An 18,063-nucleotide genomic window follows, 5' to 3' on the forward strand; every position below is an offset into this window, starting at 1 on the left:
GGCACGATGACGACCGGTAGGAGACGCACCGAGCCTCAGCAGAGGAGCACCGTGATCCGCTGGACGTACGCCTTCATCGACCGCCCCGCACCAGCCGCCGGCCGCGCCGCCGACTTCTGGAGCGCGGTCACCGGAACCCGAGCCTCCGCGCCCTGGGGGGAGGCGGGCGAGTTCACCACCCTGCTCCCGGACGGAGCCGACGCCTGCCTGGTTACCCAGGCGGTGGGCGGGACGGGCGGGGCTCATCCCGATCTGGCGGTGGAGGACATGGCGGCCTTCACCGCACGGGCCCGCCGGCTGGGAGCCGACGAGGAGGCCCGGCACCCGGAACTGACCGTCCTGCGCTCCCCCGGCGGCCAGCCCTTCTGCGCCGTGCCGTGGCGCCGCCAGAGGACGCGGCCGCCGGTCTTCACCTGCCCCGGCGGCACCACGAGCCGGCCGGACCAGATCTGCCTCGACGTGTCACCGGCGGTGTTCGACGCGGAGGTCGCGTTCTGGACGGCGCTGACCGGCTGGGACGCACGCCCTGGCGTCCACCGGGAGTTCCATGTGCTCCGCCCGTCCGAGGACCTGCCCGTGCATCTGCTCCTCCAGCGCCTGGACGAACCCCGACCCGCTTCGGCACATCTGGATCTGGCCTGCTCCGACCTGGTGGCCGGCCGGGCAGATCACGAGCGGCACGGCGCCGAGTTCGTGCGCGACGGCGACGGGTGGACGGTGATGCGGGACCCGGCGGGCGGGATCTACTGCCTCACCGGGCGTGACCCTGCGACGGGCAAGTAGCGCCGGACCGTCCCGCCCGGCACTTCGGGCGGGAACAGTGTCCGCTCTTCACTCCGAGAGAACTGTCAGGTAGCCTGACGTTTCAGTCGAAGCCGATCCCCGGAGGTTCGCCATGACCATGGAGTACGCCACCCAGTACCGCACCCGCTCCCACATTCCCCCGGAGCCGGGCAAGCCGTATTTCATCGAGAAGGGCATGGGCGACCGGGCCCACCTCTTCGGTGATCTCGTGACTGTCTACGCCGGTGGCGAGCAGACCGAGAACGCCTTCAACTTCTTCACGGTCGAAGGGGTGAAGGGCGACATCATCCCCGCCCACCTGCACACGGACACCTACGAGGTCTTCTACATCGGCAGCGGCGCGGCCCGGCTCTTCGTCGAGGACCAGGAAGGCGAGCAGTACGAGAAGCTGCTGACCACCGGCGACTTCGGCTTCGTGCCCAAGAACTGCCCGCACGCATACCGGATCGAGCGCCACCACAGCCAGATCATCGGGGTGGCCGCGGGTCCGGGCGGCACCTTCGAGCGCTTCTTCGAGAACCTCGGCACACCGACGGAGGAACTGACCCTGCCACGCGAGCCGTACGTCCCCGAGCCGCAGAAGTTCGGCACGGTGCCGCAGCGGTTCGATGTGCGCTTCATGCCCGGTCAGCAGTGGCGCACCCAGGACTGACCGGTCGTCCCGCAGGCAGACGCGCCAAAAGCTCCGCCGGCTCTCGTTCCGAGGACACTCCCCGCTCGCGCCCAACGGAAGTCAGGTCCATGCCCATGCCTCCCGCTACTCCGTCCGCCCGTTTCCAGCCCCCGGCCCCGCCGGACCCGGCCACGCTTCCCCTGCCGTACCCCTCGTGCCCGGAGCCCGGCGTGAGGCTGCTGCGCGGAGCCGTCTACCAGCTGCTCGAGGGGCGCCGCGCGCTGGAGCTGGACGTATGGCTGCCGGAGGACGCCGGTGCCCGTGTCCCCCTCGTCGTGTTCGTGCACGGCGGCGGGTGGCACACCGGCCTGCGCGACAGCATGGGGCCCCGTTTCAGCTCCTGGCAGCCGGGACCGTTCGCCCGTCTCGTCCGGGCCGGCTTCGCCGTGGCGTGCCTCGACTACCGGCTCAGCGGCGAAGCGCACTTCCCCGCCCAGCGGGACGACGTCACCTCCGCACTGCGCTGGCTGCGTACCCGCGCGGACGAACTCGGCGTGGACGCGTCCCGCACCGTCCTGTGGGGGGAGTCGGCGGGCGCCCACCTGGCCGCCCACGCCGCTCTCTCGGCACGGGCCGAGGGCATCGAATCGGTCAGCGGCTGCGTGTGCTGGTACGTCCCCAGTGATCTGGTCGCCCTCGCCGAGGACCACGGGGGCGGCTACGACGCCGACGACCCGGCCACCTATGAGGCGCGCCTCCTCGGAGCGGCGGCGGGCGCCGACCCGGAGAGGGCGAGAGCGGCGAGTCCGGTGGCCCATGTCACCGCGCAGGCCCCTGCCTTCCTCCTCCTCCACGGAACCGCCGACACCGCCGTCCCCACCCGGCAGAGCGTCCGGCTGGCCGACGCGCTGCGGGAGGCGGGGGTCCCCGTGGAGCTGAACCTGGTCGAAGGAGCCCAGCACCTGTGGATGGGTGTTCCCGACGAGCGGGTCACTGAGTGTTTCGAACGTTCCGTGGAGTTCACCCGCGCGCGTACCCGCTGATCACGGGCGTGCGGCGACGGACGCGGAGGTGCCGGACGGGGCACGGCCGGTCGTTATGCTCGGAGCTCCGCCTGACATCGAGGAACCATGACCGCCGACACCGCACCGAACATGCCCCAGCTGCTCAGCGAAGCCAAGCGCTGGTTCGACGACGCCCTGCTGGCAGGCATGACCGCCGCCGGTGAGCAGCCCGTGACCGCCGCGCAGGCCGCGGTCTTCGCGGCGCTCGATCCGGACGGCACCTCGATCTCGGAGCTGGCGCGGCGGATGGGCGTCACCCGTCAGACGACGCACCAGGCGGTGCACAGCCTGATCGGTCTGGGCCTGCTGGAGCAGACGCCCGATCCGTCCTCCGCCCGGTCCCGGATCGTCCGTACCACCCCGGAAGGTGCCCGGGTACACGAGCGGGCACAGATCATGCTCGCCCGAGTAGAAGCCGTCCTGGCCGAGCGCATCGGTCCGCAGGCCGGGCTGCTGCGCGACATCCTGACGCGGTCCTGGGGCGAACCGCCCCTGCTGACGCCCGGCCTCTGAACCACGGGCAAGCGGGCCGTGACCCCGGCAGGGGCACGGCCCGCCGTCACGCTACGGCGTGGTGATGCTCGGCCGGGGCGCGGTCGCCATCCCGCTGCCGATGGCGAAGCTGGGATGCGGCGGCTGGTTGTACGCGGTGTTCTGCCAGGCCAGCGCGGTCCTGTACATCGTGTCGTGGAGCAGTGTGGTGATCTTGGTGCTGGTCTCGTGCGGCGTGGCGTAGATCCGCAGCGCCGTGTTGTTGGTGGTCGGCCAGACGACTTCCTCGCGCCAGTCGCCGAAGATGTCGCCGGAGAGCGCCGGTGTGGCCTTGGTGCCGTTGCCGGAGTGGACGGAGGCCCCGGTCAGCAGACGGGTGTCGCCCGAGGTCCCGTACTTGTCGATGTGGGTGTCGTCCAGGAGTTCACGGGTCGTGTCGCCGTCCCACCAGGACAGGAAGTTGGAACTGGACGGCTTACGGCTGGTGACGACGTCGCCGTTCGGGCCGCGCACACCGGAGACGGCGGACGACCAGGACTCGGCACCGGCGCTGCCGGACCAGATGTCACCGGACACTCCGCGTCCGTTGTCCCCGCTCGCGGGCGTGGACCAGAGGATCTGGCCGGTCTTGGCGTCCGCCATCCACGAGGACGGCTTCGAGCTGTCCTCGTCGACCTTGAACTCCTCGATGCCCGGCCTGGACGGATCGAGATCCCCTACGTGCATGGCGTCTCCGTGGCCGTTCTTCGTCGTCCACAGTCCGCTGCCGTTGTCGTCCACGGCCATGGCGCCGTAGATGATCTCGTCCTTGCCGTCACCGTCCGCGTCGGCGACGGACAGCTGGTGGTTGCCCTGCCCGTCGTATCCCTTGCCGGAGTTGGTCGAGCTGTTCGTGTCGAAGGTCCAGCGCCGGGTGAAGGCGCCGCCCCGCCAGTCCCAGGCCGCGATGACGCTGCGCGTGTAGTAGCCGCGCGCCATGATCAGGGACGGCCTGGCGCCGTCCAGATAGGCCGTGCCCGCGAGGAAGCGGTCGACCCGGTTGCCGTAGGAGTCGCCCCACGAGGACACCGTGCCGCGCGCGGGAACGTAGTCGACGGTGCCCATGGCCGCGCCGGTCTTCCCGTTGAACATCGTCAGGAACTCGGGTCCGGACAGGATGTACCCGGAGGAGTTTCGGTAGTCGGCGGAGGAGCTGCCGATGACCTTGCCGGTACCGTCGACACTGCCGTCGGCGGTCTTCATCGCCACCTCGGCCTGGCCGTCACCGTCGTAGTCGTACACCTGGAACTGGGTGTAGTGCGCGCCCGAGCGGATGTTGCGCCCGAGGTCGATCCGCCAGAGCCGGGTGCCGTCGAGGCGGACTCCGTCGATGATCGTGTTGCCCGTGTAGCCGGACTGGGAGTTGTCCTTGGCGTTGGTGGGCTGCCACTTCACCACGAAGTCGAGGGCTCCGTCGCCGTCCAGGTCGCCGACGGACGCGTCGTTGGCCTCGTAGGTGTAGGCGACCCCGTCGGGTGTCGTACCACCGGCCGGCGGACTGATGGGCACGTCCTTGTAGCCGGCGCGGAACTGGATCGCGTTCACGGAGTCGCTCTGTTCCACGCCGTCGACGACCGCGCGCACCGTGTAGTCGGCGGTGGCGGGTGCGCCGGAGTGGAAGTAGTTCGTCGTGGCCGTGACCGGCGAGTCGTTGACCTTGGTGCCGGCCCGGTAGACGTTGAACGACACGTCGTCGGGGTCGGTGCCCAGCCAGCGCCAGCTGATGAGGTTCCCGCTGTCGGTGTGCACGCTCACGACGCCGCGGTCGAGCGCCTCGGCCTGCCGGGCGGTGGCGGCCTGCGAGGCCGGGCCGAGGGCGACGATCCCGCCTGCGGCGAGCAGCCCGGCCGCCAGAGCACCGACAAGAGCGCGTGTACGGGTGATGCGGTGTCTGCGGCGGGGGCGGGAATGGGGGTGGGGAAGCAGAGGCTCCACGGGAGGCACCTTCTGGCAGGGGATGGCTTACGCCCCCTCAGTTGCTCCCGGATGCCGAAAGGTTGCCGCCGGATTCCTTCTGCGTTTCGGCGGGCCGCCCCCGAACGGCACCGGCCGCGGCGTGCAGCGAGCGCAGCGCGATCAGCAGGAAACCGATGTCGTCGAGGTAGACGGGGTCCGGCAGAAGGTCGACGGGCGAGACGGTGTAGATGATCGCCGCCCAGACCAGCGCCTTGTCGCGCAGGGGGATGCCTGCGTCGACGAGGAGCTTTCTGGCCCGGATCACGCGTACCAGCAGAACGAGCGCGGCACCTGCCATGAGCAGGAGCACGAGGGCGCCGATGACGAGCCAGACCGAGGTGTCCATGGCTCATCGTCTCCCGGCCGGGCGGCCGGAGCGCGGAGGCGTCACCCGTGGCTCCTGGCCTGTTGCCGGGCGCGGCGGCGTTTCAGGGCACGGCGCTCGTCCTCGTCCAGGCCTCCCCATACGCCCGCGTCCTGCCCCTTCTCCAGAGCCCACTCCAGGCATGCCTCCCGCACGGGGCAGGTCCCGCAGAGGGCCTTGGCCTCCTCGGCCTGCACGAGCGCGGGACCGCTGCTGCCGATGGGGAAGAACAGGTCCGGGTCCTCGTCGCGGCATGCCGCGTGCGTGCGCCAGTTGTCCATGTCTCTCGCTCCTTCTCGCTCCTCGCAGGGAACGGTCAGCCGGTCTCTGCCGGATTCCGCCTCGTTGCCGAGTTCCTTCTGTGCGCGTGACCGTCATCCGGCGTTCGAAACCACAACAGGCCCGGCCTTCAGGGGTCTCCGGCACTCCAACTGCCCTCCGGCAGCGGCGAACCCGGGTGCGGGGCAGCCGCGCACGCGCCGTCCAGCCGAATGCGGTAGCCCATGACGGCGGCTGGTTCGTCGATGATGTCCACCCGGGCCCCCGCGGTCTCCAGGACCGCACGGTCGCCGATCTCCGGGGCCGGTACGCGCAGCAGGTGCAGCGGAGGGACCCCGGTCAGGGGGTGCGGCGGGAAGTCGAGGGGCATCACCTGCACCGTGAGGTGCTGCCGGTGGGCGGCCTCCTCCAGCGCCGCTCGCTGCCCTGCCATGACCGCGGGTCCACCGACCCTGGTGTGGAGTGCGGCGGCCGGGAACAGGGCCCAGAGGGCCGCGCCACGGTCCTCCAGCCGGCGCTGCCGCTCCGCCAGCAGTTCGAGGTGCCGGTCGAGCCGCGCCCGCGGATCGGCGGACAGGCTCCGGCACAGGGCCTCCTCGTAGGCCGGGGTGCGCAGCAGCTCGGGGACCAGGGCGGGGTGCCAGGTCCGGACGAGCGCGGCGGAGGACTCGATGCCGATGACCTCCTGCTGCCACGGGTCCATCGCGTCCCGCCACGCGTGCCACCAGCCCGGCAGGTTGGCGGCCGCGATACCCGCCATGATCGGCTCGGCCTCCGCGTCGGACACCGCGTAACGCTCCAGGAGGACGCGGACCTGATAAGGGTCGAGCCCGGTCTCCGCGCGCTCGATGCGCCGGACGGTGGCGGGGTGGGCACCCAGTGCAGCGGAAGCCGCCTGGAGGCTGACCCCCGCGCGTTCCCGCAGTATCCGCAGGCGCGCCGCCAGGACGCGGTGCTCAACGGTGGGGCCGGACCGGGGCCTCATCCACGTCCCTTCCTCACATGTGCCGGGCGGCGCGATTCCGGGGCGCTACCGAGCGGCCTCGGCGCCAATTCGGAACCATTCTGACATTCTGCCTCTTGCAAAGTATGCACTTTGCACGGACAGTACGTACATGTCGGAAATAGTTACGTGCGCGCGTCCGGCCCCGGAGGGATCGGGCGGGCGGAGCGCACAGAGCTGGTGGATACCCCGCCTCCCCCGGGCTGTCCCCGTGGCGAGGCACCGCGTGCAGGAAGCCATGCGGGGCTGGGGAGAACCCGACGAGCGCATCGAGACGGCGGCGCTGGTCGTGACCGAGCTGGTCACGAACGCGGTGGAACACACCGCGGGCCGGCGGATCCGCTGCCGCCTCCTGCGGACCCCCGGCCGGGTACGCATCTGCGTGTGGAACCGCGGCCGACGGCACGTACCGGAGCTGCCAGGTCCACGAAGCCGGCAGCCCTCGGGCGCACCCACCGAGGAGCCGCACGGCACGGATGGGCCAGGGCCTGTCGCCTTCAGCGCAACGGACGGCACGGACGACGGCTTCAGCCTCGCGTCGGTGTCCGAGGACGGCCGGGGCCTGATGCTCGTGGACGCGCTGGCGACACGATGGGGCACACGCACCAGCGTGTCCGGCCGACTCGTCTGGGCGGACATCTGAAGCCCGGGGCGGGGCCGCCCGAGGCCGTCCTGCGAATCATGAGGCCGCACACCGGGGCGGGCGAGCATGATCCGGACGAGAGGCCATGGCCAGGCACTGAGTTGTCGCCGACGGCGGTCGTCTTCCACGAGCCCGAATTGTTCAGGCTCTCGAAGTTCGAGAGGTTGTTGCATGCGGGGCTATCTGCGCTCGCGAGGTGGTTGTCCGCACGCCGGTAACTCCCCGCCGCCTGGCCGGCTGAACCCCGTTGGGCAGGTGATCCTCGCCGGCGCCATGAAATTCCTGCGGAAGTCCCCGCCGCAACCGGGCAGGATCGACGCCACCGGCGGAGTGCTGTCGGTGCTGGGCCTCGGGCTGCTCGCGTTCGGACTGGTCGAAGGACGCTGCCGCTGCCCGTGATGCCATGTGCCACGCGATCCAGATCAACGGCTACACCTGTGCCGCACTGCTGGCGCTGAGAATGCCGGCGACCTTCCTCATCCCCCCGGAGGCCGGACGCCCAGCAGGTGCCGGCTCAGGCCGGCGCCGTCCGGCACTCCGGGTGACCCCAGCCGTTCGGGTTCTTGGCGATCATGTCCTTGGCTGCGTACGGCTTCCCGCAGTGGCACCGGCCCGCGAATTTCGCCCGGATCGAGCCACCGGAGCGCGCCCGCCCCGTGGAACCGCTCGTGGAGCCGCCCTTGGCAGCGCCCCCGGCCCGGCTCTTCGTCGAGCGGGCGGGCGCCGGCACCGGCATGTCCGCCGTGCCGTACGCGGTCCCCGCCGCCTGCTGCGAGACTGCCACCTCGCTCGCGGCCTGGTCGGCCAGAGCGTTCAGCGGGTCGCCGTCCACCTGGTGCGCGGGCACGTAGCGGAAGGTCACACCGCGGCTGCTGAGCAGCTCGTCGATGCCGACCACCAGCTCCCGGTTGGCTACCGGCTTGCCCGCCGACGTCTTCCAGCCGTTGCGCTTCCACCCCGGGAGCCACTTGGTCACCGCGTTCATGGCGTACTGCGAGTCCATGCGCACCTCGACGGGCACGGCCGGATCGGTCGACCTCAGCAACTCCAGCAAGGCGGTGAGCTCGGCGACGTTGTTGGTGGCGGTGCCCAGTGGGCCCGCTTCCCACCGGTGAGGGTTCCCCTGGTCATCGGCCACGACCCACGCCCAGGCGGCAGGTCCCGGATTGCCCTTCGATGCCCCGTCACACGCGGCGATGATGCGCTCGTTCATGCCCCTGATCATGCCAGCCCGGAAGCTCAGGGCACGATCGCCTCGGATCAGCCGGCCCGTGGTCAGCTTCGCCTTCTCCTGCGCGCGGACCGACGTCCGCGTACGGATCAGCCGGGCGCCGGTCTCTGGGTGGCACCCGGTCAGCAGGCGCCGGGCGGTGTTCTTGCCCTCGTCATCAAGGACCTGGAGATCGGCCGGTCCGACCGCCTGACGACAACGCCGCGAGGTGCGGTGCCAGGGCACGCGAGCCCAGCACGATCCAAAGCCCTGGTCCATCTGCGGAGTGTCGGACGACATGGAGCGGCCTCCCGGGCGCGCAGGCGTCGGGGCGCCGCACGCCAGGCCGGAGACGGTGCGGTGCTCGTCGAGGCGGCACCAGGCTTGGGTGCCCGGTACAACCGCATGAGAACGGGTAACGCGAAGAGAGCGATCGGACCGGCCACACAGCTCAGTTCATCCGAATGAAGGTGAATGACCGGGGTTCGGTGCCATCGGGCGAGGCTACCCATCGCACGTGCATGGTGCCGTCTTGAGGGCGGGTCATGACGCGGCTGGGGGTCGGGGTGCAGAAGCCTTCTGGTTCGGACGCGGTGACGGTCTCCGGTCCGAATGCCAGCGTGTCACTGCCTGAGGCGAGGACGGAGAAGCCCTCGCAGTGGTGGGCGTCTCCGTCCCAGGCGAAGGTAGCGCGTGCCTCTCCCAGGGAGCCTTGGCTGATGGTCATGCGTACGGCAGAGGTCGGGTCGTTCCCGTCCTGGGCCCGCCAGGTGCCGAGGTAGGGGGTGGGCACGGCCCGTTTCGGGGACGAGGCGCGGTGCAGGGTGACAGTGATTCCGTCCGACTTCCAGGTGAGGCCGGCGTCCCCGTGCGGGCGCAGGGTGATGTCCCCGGCCGGTGTGCACAGATGTGTGGGAGTAGCGGTCACCGCTCCGGGTGCGATGACGAGCAGGGCGCCGGTGGAGCGGAGGGTTCCTTCTGCCTGGCACAGGGAGGTCCTCGACAGGGTCGTGATGTCGGCGATCTCGGTTCCCACGGTGCCTTTGCGGAGCACGATCCTGCGCAGCGAGGGGGCTTGTTCGCCGGGCTCGGTGAATGCGCCTTCCCAGGCACCGACGTAGTTGTCCGGGATGGCGGGGGTGCTCCGTGTCCTGAGGGAGGAGGGGGAGGTACGGACGGGTGGGGTGGCTGAGGGCGCTACGGCAGAAGCGGTGGGAGAAGGACTCGGAGTCGGGCTCGGAGATGAGCGAGGTACCTCAGCAGATGATTCGGGGCTCTTCTCCTGGGTGGTTGTGCGAGAGGACTCGTGATCGCGCAGGCCGAGTGTGGTGATGACGACGGCTCCGGTGACCACTGCGGTGAGCGCCACGGACGCGATCGCGACTTTGGCGGTGCGCCACCGTGGCGGCCGGCCCTGGGCCTCCTGCCGCGCGGTCAGGGCCGCGGGTGCACCGCCGCGCGTCAGGGCGGGGCGTGTGTCGGTGTCGTACGCGATCGTGGAGGCGCCCGAGGCACGGGCGGTGAGGGTGCGGGCAGCGGTGTGCTGCTCCGTCAGCGTCGCGCGTGAGACGAGCAGGATCGCGGCCGTGCCTCGTGAGGCGGCCGAGTCATGGACGGGCAGAGCAGGCTCGTCACCGCTGTCGTGGTTGGGGTGGCCTGTCTCGGTGCTGGGGCGGGGCAGGGATGCGGCTGCTTCGTTCCGTACCCGGGTGACCGCGGTGTGGACCATCCGGACCTGGATCAGTCGGTTCTCCGCTTCGCGGAGATCGTTCGCTGCCTGGGTGCTCTGCTCGGCCGCCTGCGGCATCGATGCCGCTGCGGGTGCGGCGGGAGGGTCGAGCTGTATCTGAAGGCCAGCGATGACGCCGAGAAGGATGTGGATGAGCCGCTCGGCGTCCTGCAGGGTCGCCGTGGCCTGGTCGACGGTCTGCTCTGGCGTCACCGGCTGGCTGAGGGCGTCCGGCTCCGCGGAGGAGGCGGGCTGTTGCGCTGCTACCGCCTGGGCGTGCAGGCGCCGGGCCGTTGCCAGCAGTTCGGTGCGGGAGCGTTCGTCACGTGCCAGGTCGTGCACCAGACGTTCGAGCAAGTACAGAGGGATCGTCCTGGTCCCTGAGCGGTACTCGCCCCAGAGGGTCTTGCTTCCCGCGTTCTTGTACCGGCCGGCGAGCTCGCGGACCGTGAGGCCCTTCGTGAGATTGCGCAGGAAGACGGCCAGCGCGTTGGCCTGCTCCGTCTGCCCTTTGGGCCCGCCCTGCGGGCGCCCGGCCTTCACCACTGTGGATCCCCCGTAGTTGTCCCGTTGTCCGCGTTGTCCGCTGCTTGCCCGCGTCCCATCTGCGCTTATGCGTAATGGCAGTTGAGGACAATCAGACCAGGTCACACCGTGAGATCTCCAGCACTTCCCGGACAAACTCTGGAGATCCCGTGACGCGTGCGTATAAGAGAGGCCATGACCGGCCCCGGTCCGGTGCCGGCAGAGCGCCCACGATCCTGCGGCGCGTGGGCGTCGTCCTGGCCGGTGCGCTGACCGCCGGCATCCTCTCCGCGTTCCCCGCCCTGGCCGACGAAGGCGCCGCGGCAGCCGGCGCACCCGTCGCCCTGGGCTCGGTGACGGCAACCGGCGACGACCAGCTCTTCGCACTCGCCGCGGACCACTCCGCCGTCTACCGGTGGAACGGGGAAGGAACCGACTGGACCAAGATCGGCGGACCCGCCGAGACCCTGCACGCGGGAGGCGCCGGGCTGTTCGCCACCGCCCGGAGCACCGGCAAGGTCTTCAAGTACGAGGGAACGCCGCAAGCCTGGTCCCAGGTCGGTGAGGCGGGTGCGGACTTCGCTGTCACCGGCGACCGCCTCTACGCGTTGAACCCCGACCGCACAGCGGTCTACGAGTGGGCCGGCCAGGGCACCGACTGGACCAGGGTCGGCGGACCCGCCGAGGAACTCGACGCCGGTGGCGCCGGTCTCTTCGCCACCGGCCGCGACGACAAGGTCTTCAAGTACGAGGGCACCCCTGAGACCTGGACCCAGATCGGTGAACCCGGTGCGGACTTCGCCGTCACCGGCGACCGCCTCTACGGCATCGCCGCCGACCACACGGCCGTCTTCGAATGGTCCGGGCATGGCACCGACTGGAGCCGGGTCGGCGGACCCGCCCAGAGCCTCTACGCCGGCGGTGCCGGTCTCTTCGCGACCGACCGCACGAGCGGGCAGCTCAGCAAGTACAACGGGGAGCCCGACTCCTGGACCAAGGCCGGCGAACCCGGTGCCGGCTTCGCGGTCAGCGACACCCACCTCTACGGCCTCGCCCCCAACGGAACCGCGGTCCTGCGATGGGACGGCACCGGCACCGCCGCCTGGACACCCATCGGCACACCCACGACCGCACCGGCACCTCCCCCGGGCCAGGAAACCCCGCCGCCCGCTCCGCCCCAGCCGCAGGAAACCACCTCGGCACCACAAGAAGCCACCCCCGCCCCTGCCCCGGAAGAGACAGCGGAGGCCACGGAAAACCCCACCGCACCAGCCGAAGCGGAAGCCCCGGCACCCGCCCCGAACGAGGAAGGGCACCGGGGCATCACCCCGGCGCCGCTACAGGCCGCGGGGCCGTCCGACACCCAGGATGAGCACGCCGTCCGCATGGCCGTCACCGCCCAGGACGACCTCTACACCCTCACCGCCGACAAGAGCGGTCTCTGGAAGCGCGGCAGTGACGGCTGGTCGCCCCTCAGCGGCGCCGCGAACGCCGTCCACGCCGGCCGAGCGGGCGTCTTCATGACCGAGGACGACGGCGAACAGATCCGGAAGTACAACGCCGCCACCAGCGCCTGGGACCCGGTCGGCGGCTCGGCCGGCCAGTTCGCCGTCACCGGGAAGCACCTCTACCGGCTGACCCCCCACGGCATCGGAGAATGGCACGGCGACACCTGGACTCCGATCGGCGGACCGGCCAGGAACATCTACGCCGGGCGTGCCGGACTCTTCGCGACCAACCCGGACACCGGCGACATCCACAAGTACGAAGGCAAGCCCGGGAAGTGGACCCGGATCGGCGGACCCGGCGCCCACTTCGCCGTCGGCAAGGACCACGTCTACGGCATCGCCCCCGACCACACCGCGGTCTACGAATGGACCGGCAAGGGCACCGACTGGACCAGGATCGGCGGACCCGCCAAACACCTCTACGCCGGAGGCGCCGGCCTCTTCGCCACCAACCCCACCACCGGCAACATCCACCAGTACGACAACACACCCGACGCGTGGACCGAGATCGGCGGCCCAGGCGCCACCTTCACCGTCAGCGACACCCAGCTCTACGGCCTCTCCCCCGACCTCACCACCACCTACCGATGGAACGGGACAGGGAGCGACTGGACCAGGCTCGGCGGAGCCGCCGACATCGCCCAACAGCAGAAAGACGAACAGCTCCTCGCCGAAACCTGCGGTCAGGAATGCGTCGAGAAGTACCGCGAAGCGAAGAAGCTCCTCGAGACCAGCATCACCGACTGGCTCAAGGCCAACGGCGGCCAGGCCCTCATCGACACCTTCGGTATCACCGCCGTCCTCGAGTGCGTCAACGACCATGACCTCAGCAGCTGCCTCGAAGTAGTCGTCGACGCAGGCAGCACCCTCCTCACCGTCGGCGCCTTCAAGAAGGCCTACAGACTCACCGAATCCGCCAAAAACGTCGCTGAAAAACTGCCCGAATTCAAGAAAAAGCTCACCACAGCACAGGAGGCCTACAAGACCCTCCGCACCATCATCGACACCGCACGCAAAGCCCTGGAGCAGCTGCCTGACGACGACTCGGCCGCCGATGAATCCTGCGAGACGAGCAACAGCTTCCTGCCGAACACTCCCGTCCTCATGGCAGACGGAAGCCGGACTCCCATCGAAGACATCCGCCTCGGGGACACCGTCCTGGCCACCGACCCCGGAACCGGAGACACCCGCCCGGAACCCGTCACCGACGTGATAACCGGCCATGGGGAGAAGCACCTCGTGAAGGTCACCGTGGATACGGATGGCAACGCCGGCGACCGCACAGCAGACATCACCGCGACCGAACATCACCCGTTCTGGACCGTGGACCCGGCACTCTGGACCAACGCCACCGACCTGACCCCTGGCAACTGGCTACGCACGAGCGCCGGCGTTCGAGTGCAAGTCGAACGCGTTTCGAAGTGGACAGCACCTCAAAAGGTCCACAACCTCACAGTCGCCAGGCTGCACACGTACTACGTGATCGCAGGAGAGACCCCCCTCCTGGTGCACAACGCCAAGAGGGACAAGTGCAGCCTTGAGATCGATCACGTGGGACAGGTGGACCAGGACTGGGTCACCAAAGGGGCCCACGTCAACATGAAGGATGGGATGGAGGTGGCGCTCCGCCCGGACGGCAAGGGCAGCATCAAGGGTGAGGCTGTTCGCCTGCGGAAGGGAACCGCCACGCAGAAGCAGGTGGATGCCGTTGTCGCCGCGATCAAGCTCGATGCAAAGTTGCGAGGTGACATGCTCAGGGTGACAAGGTCCGCAATGGAAGTATTCGAGTCCAGTGCCACGGCCATGCGCGAAGGCCGCAAACCTCAGTGGCGTTTCAGTAACGACCGGTCGGCAGAACTGCAGGCCTTGATCGCAGCGATGGAGAAGATGTAAGTGCACGACCTGGCGTTCTATGCGCACGTCGCTGCCTGTGGTGAAGTACTCGGCGTAGGAATTGGCTCTCAGCCTGCCGAGTGGAAAACTGCCCTGGGCGGAGACTACCTCGACATCGAATCGCAGGGTCTCCTACGCCGAGACTACGGGCTGGTAGAGCTGTCCTTCCAGCAGGAAGAAGGCTCGTGGACCTGTTTCGGCATCAGCGTGCAGGTTCATCGCCTACGCCTGGATACGGCAGCACAAGTGCCGGCAGCGCTCCAACACCGGTACGGCCCCTTCTCGCCCCGGGCCCGGTTCGACAAGTTGTCCGCTGAGATCACCGACCAGGGCTACGTCATCGAAACAGATAACGACGCCGCAACTACAGACATCCATCGCTACAAAGTGCTGGGGTCCGGTGTGAGGATCCTCGTGGTGGCCGAGAGTTCTCCTGCGAGCACAGATTCCGGCTTCTTCGAAGGCACACGAGCAGGAGATGTGCACCGCCTAAGCGTCTCGCCGGCCTGGTGGCAAAGCATGAACTGAATCCAAGCGCCCCATAACCCCGATCCGTCAGACGGTCCGCCGGTTCTCCGGTGGACCGTTTTGGCTTGTGGAGGGGAGGTCGGTGCGGCTACTCAACTTGAATGGGTGATGCCGAGGAACGGTGAGGACTACGAGAATTCTCCGGAACTAAGCCAGAGATTAGTTGCTCGCCGCTGTCCTCGTTGTGCAGATCGCCTGGTGGACGCCGGGCTTGCCACCTCTTGCGGGCCCAGGCGACGGCGGACGCAGTCCCGGCGAACAGTGCGGTGGCGAGGTACTGAGCACAGCTTCGTGGAAAAGTGAAGACATGCAGGTAGGACGCACGGAGACAGAGCTGGCGGTCTTGCGTCACTCTCCTCACTACTCAAGCTACAGAACCTGCAAGTTGATGATCTGCACCCTGAGCGCGGCGTACATCAGCAGCCTTTTCCGAACCGGCAGATGCCCAGGCGATGGAGTGAATGGCCAAGGCATTTTGAGCATGCGTGGTGGGCGCAGGCGACGCGCGACGTACCGCTGCCCCCTCCTCGTTTCCCGCGATCGTGCTGACATGATGCTTCAGCCGGACAGTTCATATCGGATGTCCAACCACGCTTCTCGAGCGCCGAGTTGTGAGACGTGCACTCGCCGCCTGAGGCCCAGACGAAGGAAGCATCATGTCCACACCCCCCGGTTCCACCGAAGGGCTGGAGCTCCCCGCTGAGCGGGCGCGCCGCGGCGGGACCTACCTCGGTGCGCTCCTCGCGGCCATGCTCGCCCTGGTGATCGTCGAAGGGCTCATGGTATTTGTGTTCGCTGCGCTGATCGAGGGTGAGGGCATGAGGGCCGTGAGCTGGCCGGGCGTCGGCGGATATGTGGGACTGCCGGTGATAGCAGCAGTGGTGATCTTGCCGCCGCTGCTCGCGCTTGCGTGGCGATATCCGGCCCTGCGTATCGACTCAACGGGTATCAGCAAGGTGGGGACCCGCCGCACGGAGACCGTGCGCTGGGCCGATATCGACAAGGTCCGGTTCAACAGCAGGCGGAGCTACCTGCTGCTGGTGCTGAAGGCAGGCGCGCTTCCGGAGCAGCCGAACGCCTCAGGCGGGCCGAGAGCGGTGATGATGTATTCGCTCGGCAACTCCCTCTGGCGCCGACGGCGGCCGGGTCAAGCTGACTTGATCGTTGACGCGGTCGAGCGGTTCGCCCCGGGGAAGTACACCGTCCAGCCCTGGGACCTGGGCCAGGGCGGTGCGAAAAGAGCGGGCGCCTCGGCGTAGAAGAGCGAGGAAATGACGGTCTACGGGGACCACGGCCCGCGATTGGAGTCAAGCCGGTCCGCGCGCGTTTTCGCACCGGCCGGCCCGGTGGTGACGGCGAGCCCCATGCCCTGCGAGGAGCCGGTCACGACAGCGGTCCTGCCGGCGAGATCGGTACGCACCGTGCGGTCATTCCGTCCCGTGCCCGCCGTGCGCGGGGTCTCCCCCTGGCACTCCCCGGTCCGGGACGCCTTCCGGCCGCCCGGGGCTCCACCGCTCCCCGGCCGGGTCAGGTCAGGTCAGGTCAGGTCAGATCAGGCCATGGCACGACTCGGGGCTCCCGGCCCGTGCGAACCGGCCGGGAGCCCCGTCGAGTGGGCTCAGAGAACGCCGGACTCGGAGACGGCGATCTTCGCCTTGGTCTTGCCGGTCGAGGAGCCGAGCGACTCGATCTTGCGGACGAGCTCCATGCTCGCCTCGTCGGCGACCTCGCCGAACACCACGTGCTTGCCGTCCAGCCACGGGGTGACGACGGTGGTGATGAAGAACTGCGAACCGTTGCTGTTCGGGCCGGCGTTGGCCATCGAGAGCAGACCCGGCTTGTTGTGCTTCAGCGTGAAGTTCTCATCGGCGAACTTCTCGCCGTAGATGCTCTTGCCGCCGGTGCCGTTGCCGTTGGTGAAGTCGCCGCCCTGGAGCATGAAGTCCGGGATGACCCGGTGGAACGGCGAGCCCGCGTAGCCGAAGCCCTGCTCACCGGTGGCCAGCGCACGGAAGTTCTCCGCGGTCTTGGGAACCACGTCGTCGAAGAGGTTGAACGCAATCCGCCCAGCGGGCTGGTCGTCGATGGTGATGTCGAAATACGCCTTGATGGTCATGAGCCCATCCTGACATCACCCGGCGCCTCCCCGTGCACAGCCCCCGCCCTACGGCGGCTGCACGCCGCACGCGTACGGCGTACCACGGGGGTGAGCCGTGGTACGCCGTTTCAGTCAGGGAGAACGCCGCTTCCCCCTACCGGTGCGTTCAGCGGTTGCCGCGGTGACCGCCGTCACGGTGCCGGCCCCAGGACTCGGAGTCGACCTTGTGCCCACGGTTGTCCCGGAGCGTGGCGGTGTCCCTGCTGTCCCACACGTAGCTGCGACGGTCCTGGTACACGTCGTGCCTGGTGTCACGGCCGACACCGGTGTGGACGCGGACGGAGGAGCGGGCGGGCAGCCGCAGGTCGAACTTGTACGTGCGACGGCTCTCGTCGGTGAGCGTCCAGCCGCGGAGGTTGACGGATTGACGGCCGGTGTTGGTGACGGTGACCCACTCGGCGTTCAGGCTGCGGTTGGAGCCGTTGTCGCGGCCGGGGCTGTCGTGCTGGATCTTGCCCAGGACGACCGTCGAGCGCTGTGCCGGCCGGTTGTGGCCGTGGTCCCGGCCATCGGCCGTTGCCGGAAGAGCCGCTGCGGCGAGCAGGGCGCCTGAGGCGAGAACGGTGGCGGTGATCCGTCGTGCGGAACGGGACATGGAAACCCCTCATCATGCGGGCCCGGAACGAAGTGCCGGGCGTTTTCCGACCCGGCGTCGTGCCGGGAACGCAAACTTTGTCCCGCTTTCGAGGTGGCCGAAAGACGCCCTGGACCGTGTGACGAAGTGCGGACATTCCTGTCACAGACGACTGCACCCGGCACGGATGCCGACAGTCGTAGACCTGTCAACCGTTGATCGTTGCACCGACCCTTCCTGGGGAGGATGGCCTGGCCATGGCGCCCCGTTCACCTCGGGGCCGCTCCCCCTGGCGCCCCCGTCCGGACCAGGCGGATCCATGTAACAGAAGCGACAGCGCTTTCTGGACAGAGGTTCCATTACCGCCGGGATAGAAGCTCACGCGTTCGAGCCTTCAGCACCCATCGCGAAGGGGCGAGACGGGCGCGCTGTCCGCCGCTGGTGACCAACGCGTTCACGGATGTCATCGGATCCAGCGCCATCGTCCTGGCCAGCAGGACGCCGACGGCCAGCGGGAGCAGGGTCACGGCCAGCGCCGTGCCGGCACTGGCCAGGTTCTGGATGCGGGGGCGCGTCGGCGCTTCGGTGGGCATGGCTCCATTCGACCGGAGGGGGCCGGTCCCGGGATCGGGCCGGATACTCAGACACCCCGCTCCCCCGTACTCATTCCGGCACTCGGCC

At 69.1% G+C, this 18,063-nt stretch carries 18 protein-coding genes and 1 pseudogene; 9 read left to right on the forward strand and 10 right to left on the reverse strand.

Annotated elements, in window-relative coordinates; all coding sequences use genetic code 11:
* Positions 1 to 51: 51 nt before the first annotated feature.
* The 4 genes from ACIREO_RS12795 to ACIREO_RS12810 all read left to right on the forward strand — a co-directional run bounded on the left by ACIREO_RS12795 (position 52) and on the right by ACIREO_RS12810 (position 2,994).
* Positions 52 to 783: a VOC family protein gene (locus tag ACIREO_RS12795; protein ID WP_404108091.1), complete on the forward strand. Its 732-nt coding sequence runs from the start codon at positions 52 to 54 to the stop codon at positions 781 to 783.
* Positions 784 to 895: 112 nt separating this feature from the next.
* Positions 896 to 1,456 (forward strand): quercetin 2,3-dioxygenase, encoded by a 561-nt coding sequence (locus ACIREO_RS12800; RefSeq protein ID WP_404108094.1) that lies wholly within the window; start codon positions 896 to 898, stop codon positions 1,454 to 1,456.
* A gap of 89 nt (positions 1,457 to 1,545) precedes the next feature.
* A complete protein-coding gene (locus tag ACIREO_RS12805; protein WP_404108096.1) occupies positions 1,546 to 2,460 on the forward strand; it encodes an alpha/beta hydrolase fold domain-containing protein in 915 nt (304 codons plus the stop codon).
* Positions 2,461 to 2,547: 87 nt separating this feature from the next.
* Positions 2,548 to 2,994 carry a MarR family winged helix-turn-helix transcriptional regulator gene (locus ACIREO_RS12810; protein WP_404108099.1) on the forward strand — a complete coding sequence of 149 codons (447 nt, stop codon included), beginning with the start codon at positions 2,548 to 2,550 and terminating at the stop codon, positions 2,992 to 2,994.
* Between the two features lie 51 nt (positions 2,995 to 3,045).
* Here ACIREO_RS12810 and ACIREO_RS12815 read toward each other — a convergent pair whose 3' ends face one another.
* The 4 genes from ACIREO_RS12815 to ACIREO_RS12830 all read right to left on the reverse strand — a co-directional run bounded on the left by ACIREO_RS12815 (position 3,046) and on the right by ACIREO_RS12830 (position 6,596).
* Entirely contained in the window at positions 3,046 to 4,947 is a 1,902-nt protein-coding gene (locus ACIREO_RS12815) for a rhamnogalacturonan lyase (RefSeq protein ID WP_404108100.1), read from the reverse strand.
* 37 nt (positions 4,948 to 4,984) lie between these two features.
* Complete coding sequence (locus ACIREO_RS12820; protein WP_404108103.1) at positions 4,985 to 5,314, reverse strand: YkvA family protein; 330 nt, start codon at positions 5,312 to 5,314, stop codon at positions 4,985 to 4,987.
* A 41-nt stretch (positions 5,315 to 5,355) separates the two neighbouring features.
* Positions 5,356 to 5,613: a WhiB family transcriptional regulator gene (locus ACIREO_RS12825; RefSeq protein ID WP_404108106.1), complete on the reverse strand. Its 258-nt coding sequence runs from the start codon at positions 5,611 to 5,613 to the stop codon at positions 5,356 to 5,358.
* A 128-nt stretch (positions 5,614 to 5,741) separates the two neighbouring features.
* Entirely contained in the window at positions 5,742 to 6,596 is an 855-nt protein-coding gene (locus tag ACIREO_RS12830) for a helix-turn-helix domain-containing protein (RefSeq protein ID WP_404108109.1), read from the reverse strand.
* Positions 6,597 to 6,852: 256 nt separating this feature from the next.
* Here ACIREO_RS12830 and ACIREO_RS12835 point away from each other — a divergent pair, with 256 nt between their 5' ends.
* Together ACIREO_RS12835 and ACIREO_RS12840 are read left to right on the forward strand one after the other, a co-directional pair.
* Positions 6,853 to 7,257: an ATP-binding protein gene (locus tag ACIREO_RS12835; protein ID WP_404108729.1), complete on the forward strand. Its 405-nt coding sequence runs from the start codon at positions 6,853 to 6,855 to the stop codon at positions 7,255 to 7,257.
* 273 nt (positions 7,258 to 7,530) lie between these two features.
* Positions 7,531 to 7,656: a hypothetical protein gene (locus tag ACIREO_RS12840; RefSeq protein WP_404108112.1), complete on the forward strand. Its 126-nt coding sequence runs from the start codon at positions 7,531 to 7,533 to the stop codon at positions 7,654 to 7,656.
* Between the two features lie 115 nt (positions 7,657 to 7,771).
* On the opposite strand, the gene ACIREO_RS12845 is transcribed toward ACIREO_RS12840, so the two are convergent.
* Together ACIREO_RS12845 and ACIREO_RS12850 are read right to left on the reverse strand one after the other, a co-directional pair.
* Complete coding sequence (locus tag ACIREO_RS12845; protein ID WP_404108732.1) at positions 7,772 to 8,470, reverse strand: ribonuclease H; 699 nt, start codon at positions 8,468 to 8,470, stop codon at positions 7,772 to 7,774.
* A gap of 448 nt (positions 8,471 to 8,918) precedes the next feature.
* Positions 8,919 to 10,739 (reverse strand): hypothetical protein, encoded by a 1,821-nt coding sequence (locus tag ACIREO_RS12850; RefSeq protein ID WP_404108115.1) that lies wholly within the window; start codon positions 10,737 to 10,739, stop codon positions 8,919 to 8,921.
* Positions 10,740 to 10,966: 227 nt separating this feature from the next.
* Between ACIREO_RS12850 and ACIREO_RS12855 the strand changes: the two genes are divergently transcribed.
* The 3 genes from ACIREO_RS12855 to ACIREO_RS12865 all read left to right on the forward strand — a co-directional run bounded on the left by ACIREO_RS12855 (position 10,967) and on the right by ACIREO_RS12865 (position 15,909).
* Positions 10,967 to 14,122, forward strand: a complete 3,156-nt coding sequence (locus ACIREO_RS12855; RefSeq protein WP_404108117.1) for a polymorphic toxin-type HINT domain-containing protein — start codon at positions 10,967 to 10,969, stop codon at positions 14,120 to 14,122.
* Positions 14,123 to 14,650: a hypothetical protein gene (locus ACIREO_RS12860; protein ID WP_404108120.1), complete on the forward strand. Its 528-nt coding sequence runs from the start codon at positions 14,123 to 14,125 to the stop codon at positions 14,648 to 14,650. It abuts the gene before it with no gap.
* 656 nt (positions 14,651 to 15,306) lie between these two features.
* Positions 15,307 to 15,909 carry a PH domain-containing protein gene (locus ACIREO_RS12865; RefSeq protein ID WP_404108122.1) on the forward strand — a complete coding sequence of 201 codons (603 nt, stop codon included), beginning with the start codon at positions 15,307 to 15,309 and terminating at the stop codon, positions 15,907 to 15,909.
* Between the two features lie 71 nt (positions 15,910 to 15,980).
* On the opposite strand, the pseudogene ACIREO_RS12870 reads toward ACIREO_RS12865, so the two are convergent.
* From ACIREO_RS12870 to ACIREO_RS12885, 4 genes and pseudogenes are all read right to left on the reverse strand, one after another.
* Positions 15,981 to 16,070, reverse strand: a pseudogene (locus ACIREO_RS12870) (oxidoreductase); the annotation flags it as partial.
* Between the two features lie 198 nt (positions 16,071 to 16,268).
* Positions 16,269 to 16,766 carry a peptidylprolyl isomerase gene (locus ACIREO_RS12875; protein WP_404108125.1) on the reverse strand — a complete coding sequence of 166 codons (498 nt, stop codon included), beginning with the start codon at positions 16,764 to 16,766 and terminating at the stop codon, positions 16,269 to 16,271.
* A gap of 148 nt (positions 16,767 to 16,914) precedes the next feature.
* Positions 16,915 to 17,403, reverse strand: coding sequence for a lamin tail domain-containing protein (locus ACIREO_RS12880; RefSeq protein WP_404108128.1), 489 nt, complete (start codon positions 17,401 to 17,403; stop codon positions 16,915 to 16,917).
* A gap of 338 nt (positions 17,404 to 17,741) precedes the next feature.
* Positions 17,742 to 17,975, reverse strand: coding sequence for a hypothetical protein (locus tag ACIREO_RS12885; RefSeq protein WP_404108130.1), 234 nt, complete (start codon positions 17,973 to 17,975; stop codon positions 17,742 to 17,744).
* Positions 17,976 to 18,063 lie beyond the last annotated feature (88 nt).

Source organism: Streptomyces sp. NPDC102441 (assembly GCF_044765585.1).
Taxonomy (GTDB): Bacteria; Actinomycetota; Actinomycetes; order Streptomycetales; family Streptomycetaceae; genus Streptomyces.

Bases quoted from the DNA above. Each gene is read 5' to 3' on its own strand.
- ACIREO_RS12825 (WP_404108106.1), bottom strand. From the start codon at position 5,613: ATGGACAACTGGCGCACGCACGCGGCATGCCGCGACGAGGACCCGGAC.
- ACIREO_RS12820 (WP_404108103.1), bottom strand. From the start codon at position 5,314: ATGGACACCTCGGTCTGGCTCGTCATCGGCGCCCTCGTGCTCCTGCTC.
- ACIREO_RS12845 (WP_404108732.1), bottom strand. From the start codon at position 8,470: ATGAACGAGCGCATCATCGCCGCGTGTGACGGGGCATCGAAGGGCAAT.
- ACIREO_RS12885 (WP_404108130.1), bottom strand. From the start codon at position 17,975: ATGCCCACCGAAGCGCCGACGCGCCCCCGCATCCAGAACCTGGCCAGT.
- ACIREO_RS12830 (WP_404108109.1), bottom strand. From the start codon at position 6,596: ATGAGGCCCCGGTCCGGCCCCACCGTTGAGCACCGCGTCCTGGCGGCG.
- ACIREO_RS12840 (WP_404108112.1), top strand. From the start codon at position 7,531: ATGAAATTCCTGCGGAAGTCCCCGCCGCAACCGGGCAGGATCGACGCC.
- ACIREO_RS12875 (WP_404108125.1), bottom strand. From the start codon at position 16,766: ATGACCATCAAGGCGTATTTCGACATCACCATCGACGACCAGCCCGCT.
- ACIREO_RS12805 (WP_404108096.1), top strand. From the start codon at position 1,546: ATGCCCATGCCTCCCGCTACTCCGTCCGCCCGTTTCCAGCCCCCGGCC.
- ACIREO_RS12800 (WP_404108094.1), top strand. From the start codon at position 896: ATGACCATGGAGTACGCCACCCAGTACCGCACCCGCTCCCACATTCCC.
- ACIREO_RS12880 (WP_404108128.1), bottom strand. From the start codon at position 17,403: ATGTCCCGTTCCGCACGACGGATCACCGCCACCGTTCTCGCCTCAGGC.
- ACIREO_RS12835 (WP_404108729.1), top strand. From the start codon at position 6,853: ATGCGGGGCTGGGGAGAACCCGACGAGCGCATCGAGACGGCGGCGCTG.
- ACIREO_RS12810 (WP_404108099.1), top strand. From the start codon at position 2,548: ATGACCGCCGACACCGCACCGAACATGCCCCAGCTGCTCAGCGAAGCC.
- ACIREO_RS12865 (WP_404108122.1), top strand. From the start codon at position 15,307: ATGTCCACACCCCCCGGTTCCACCGAAGGGCTGGAGCTCCCCGCTGAG.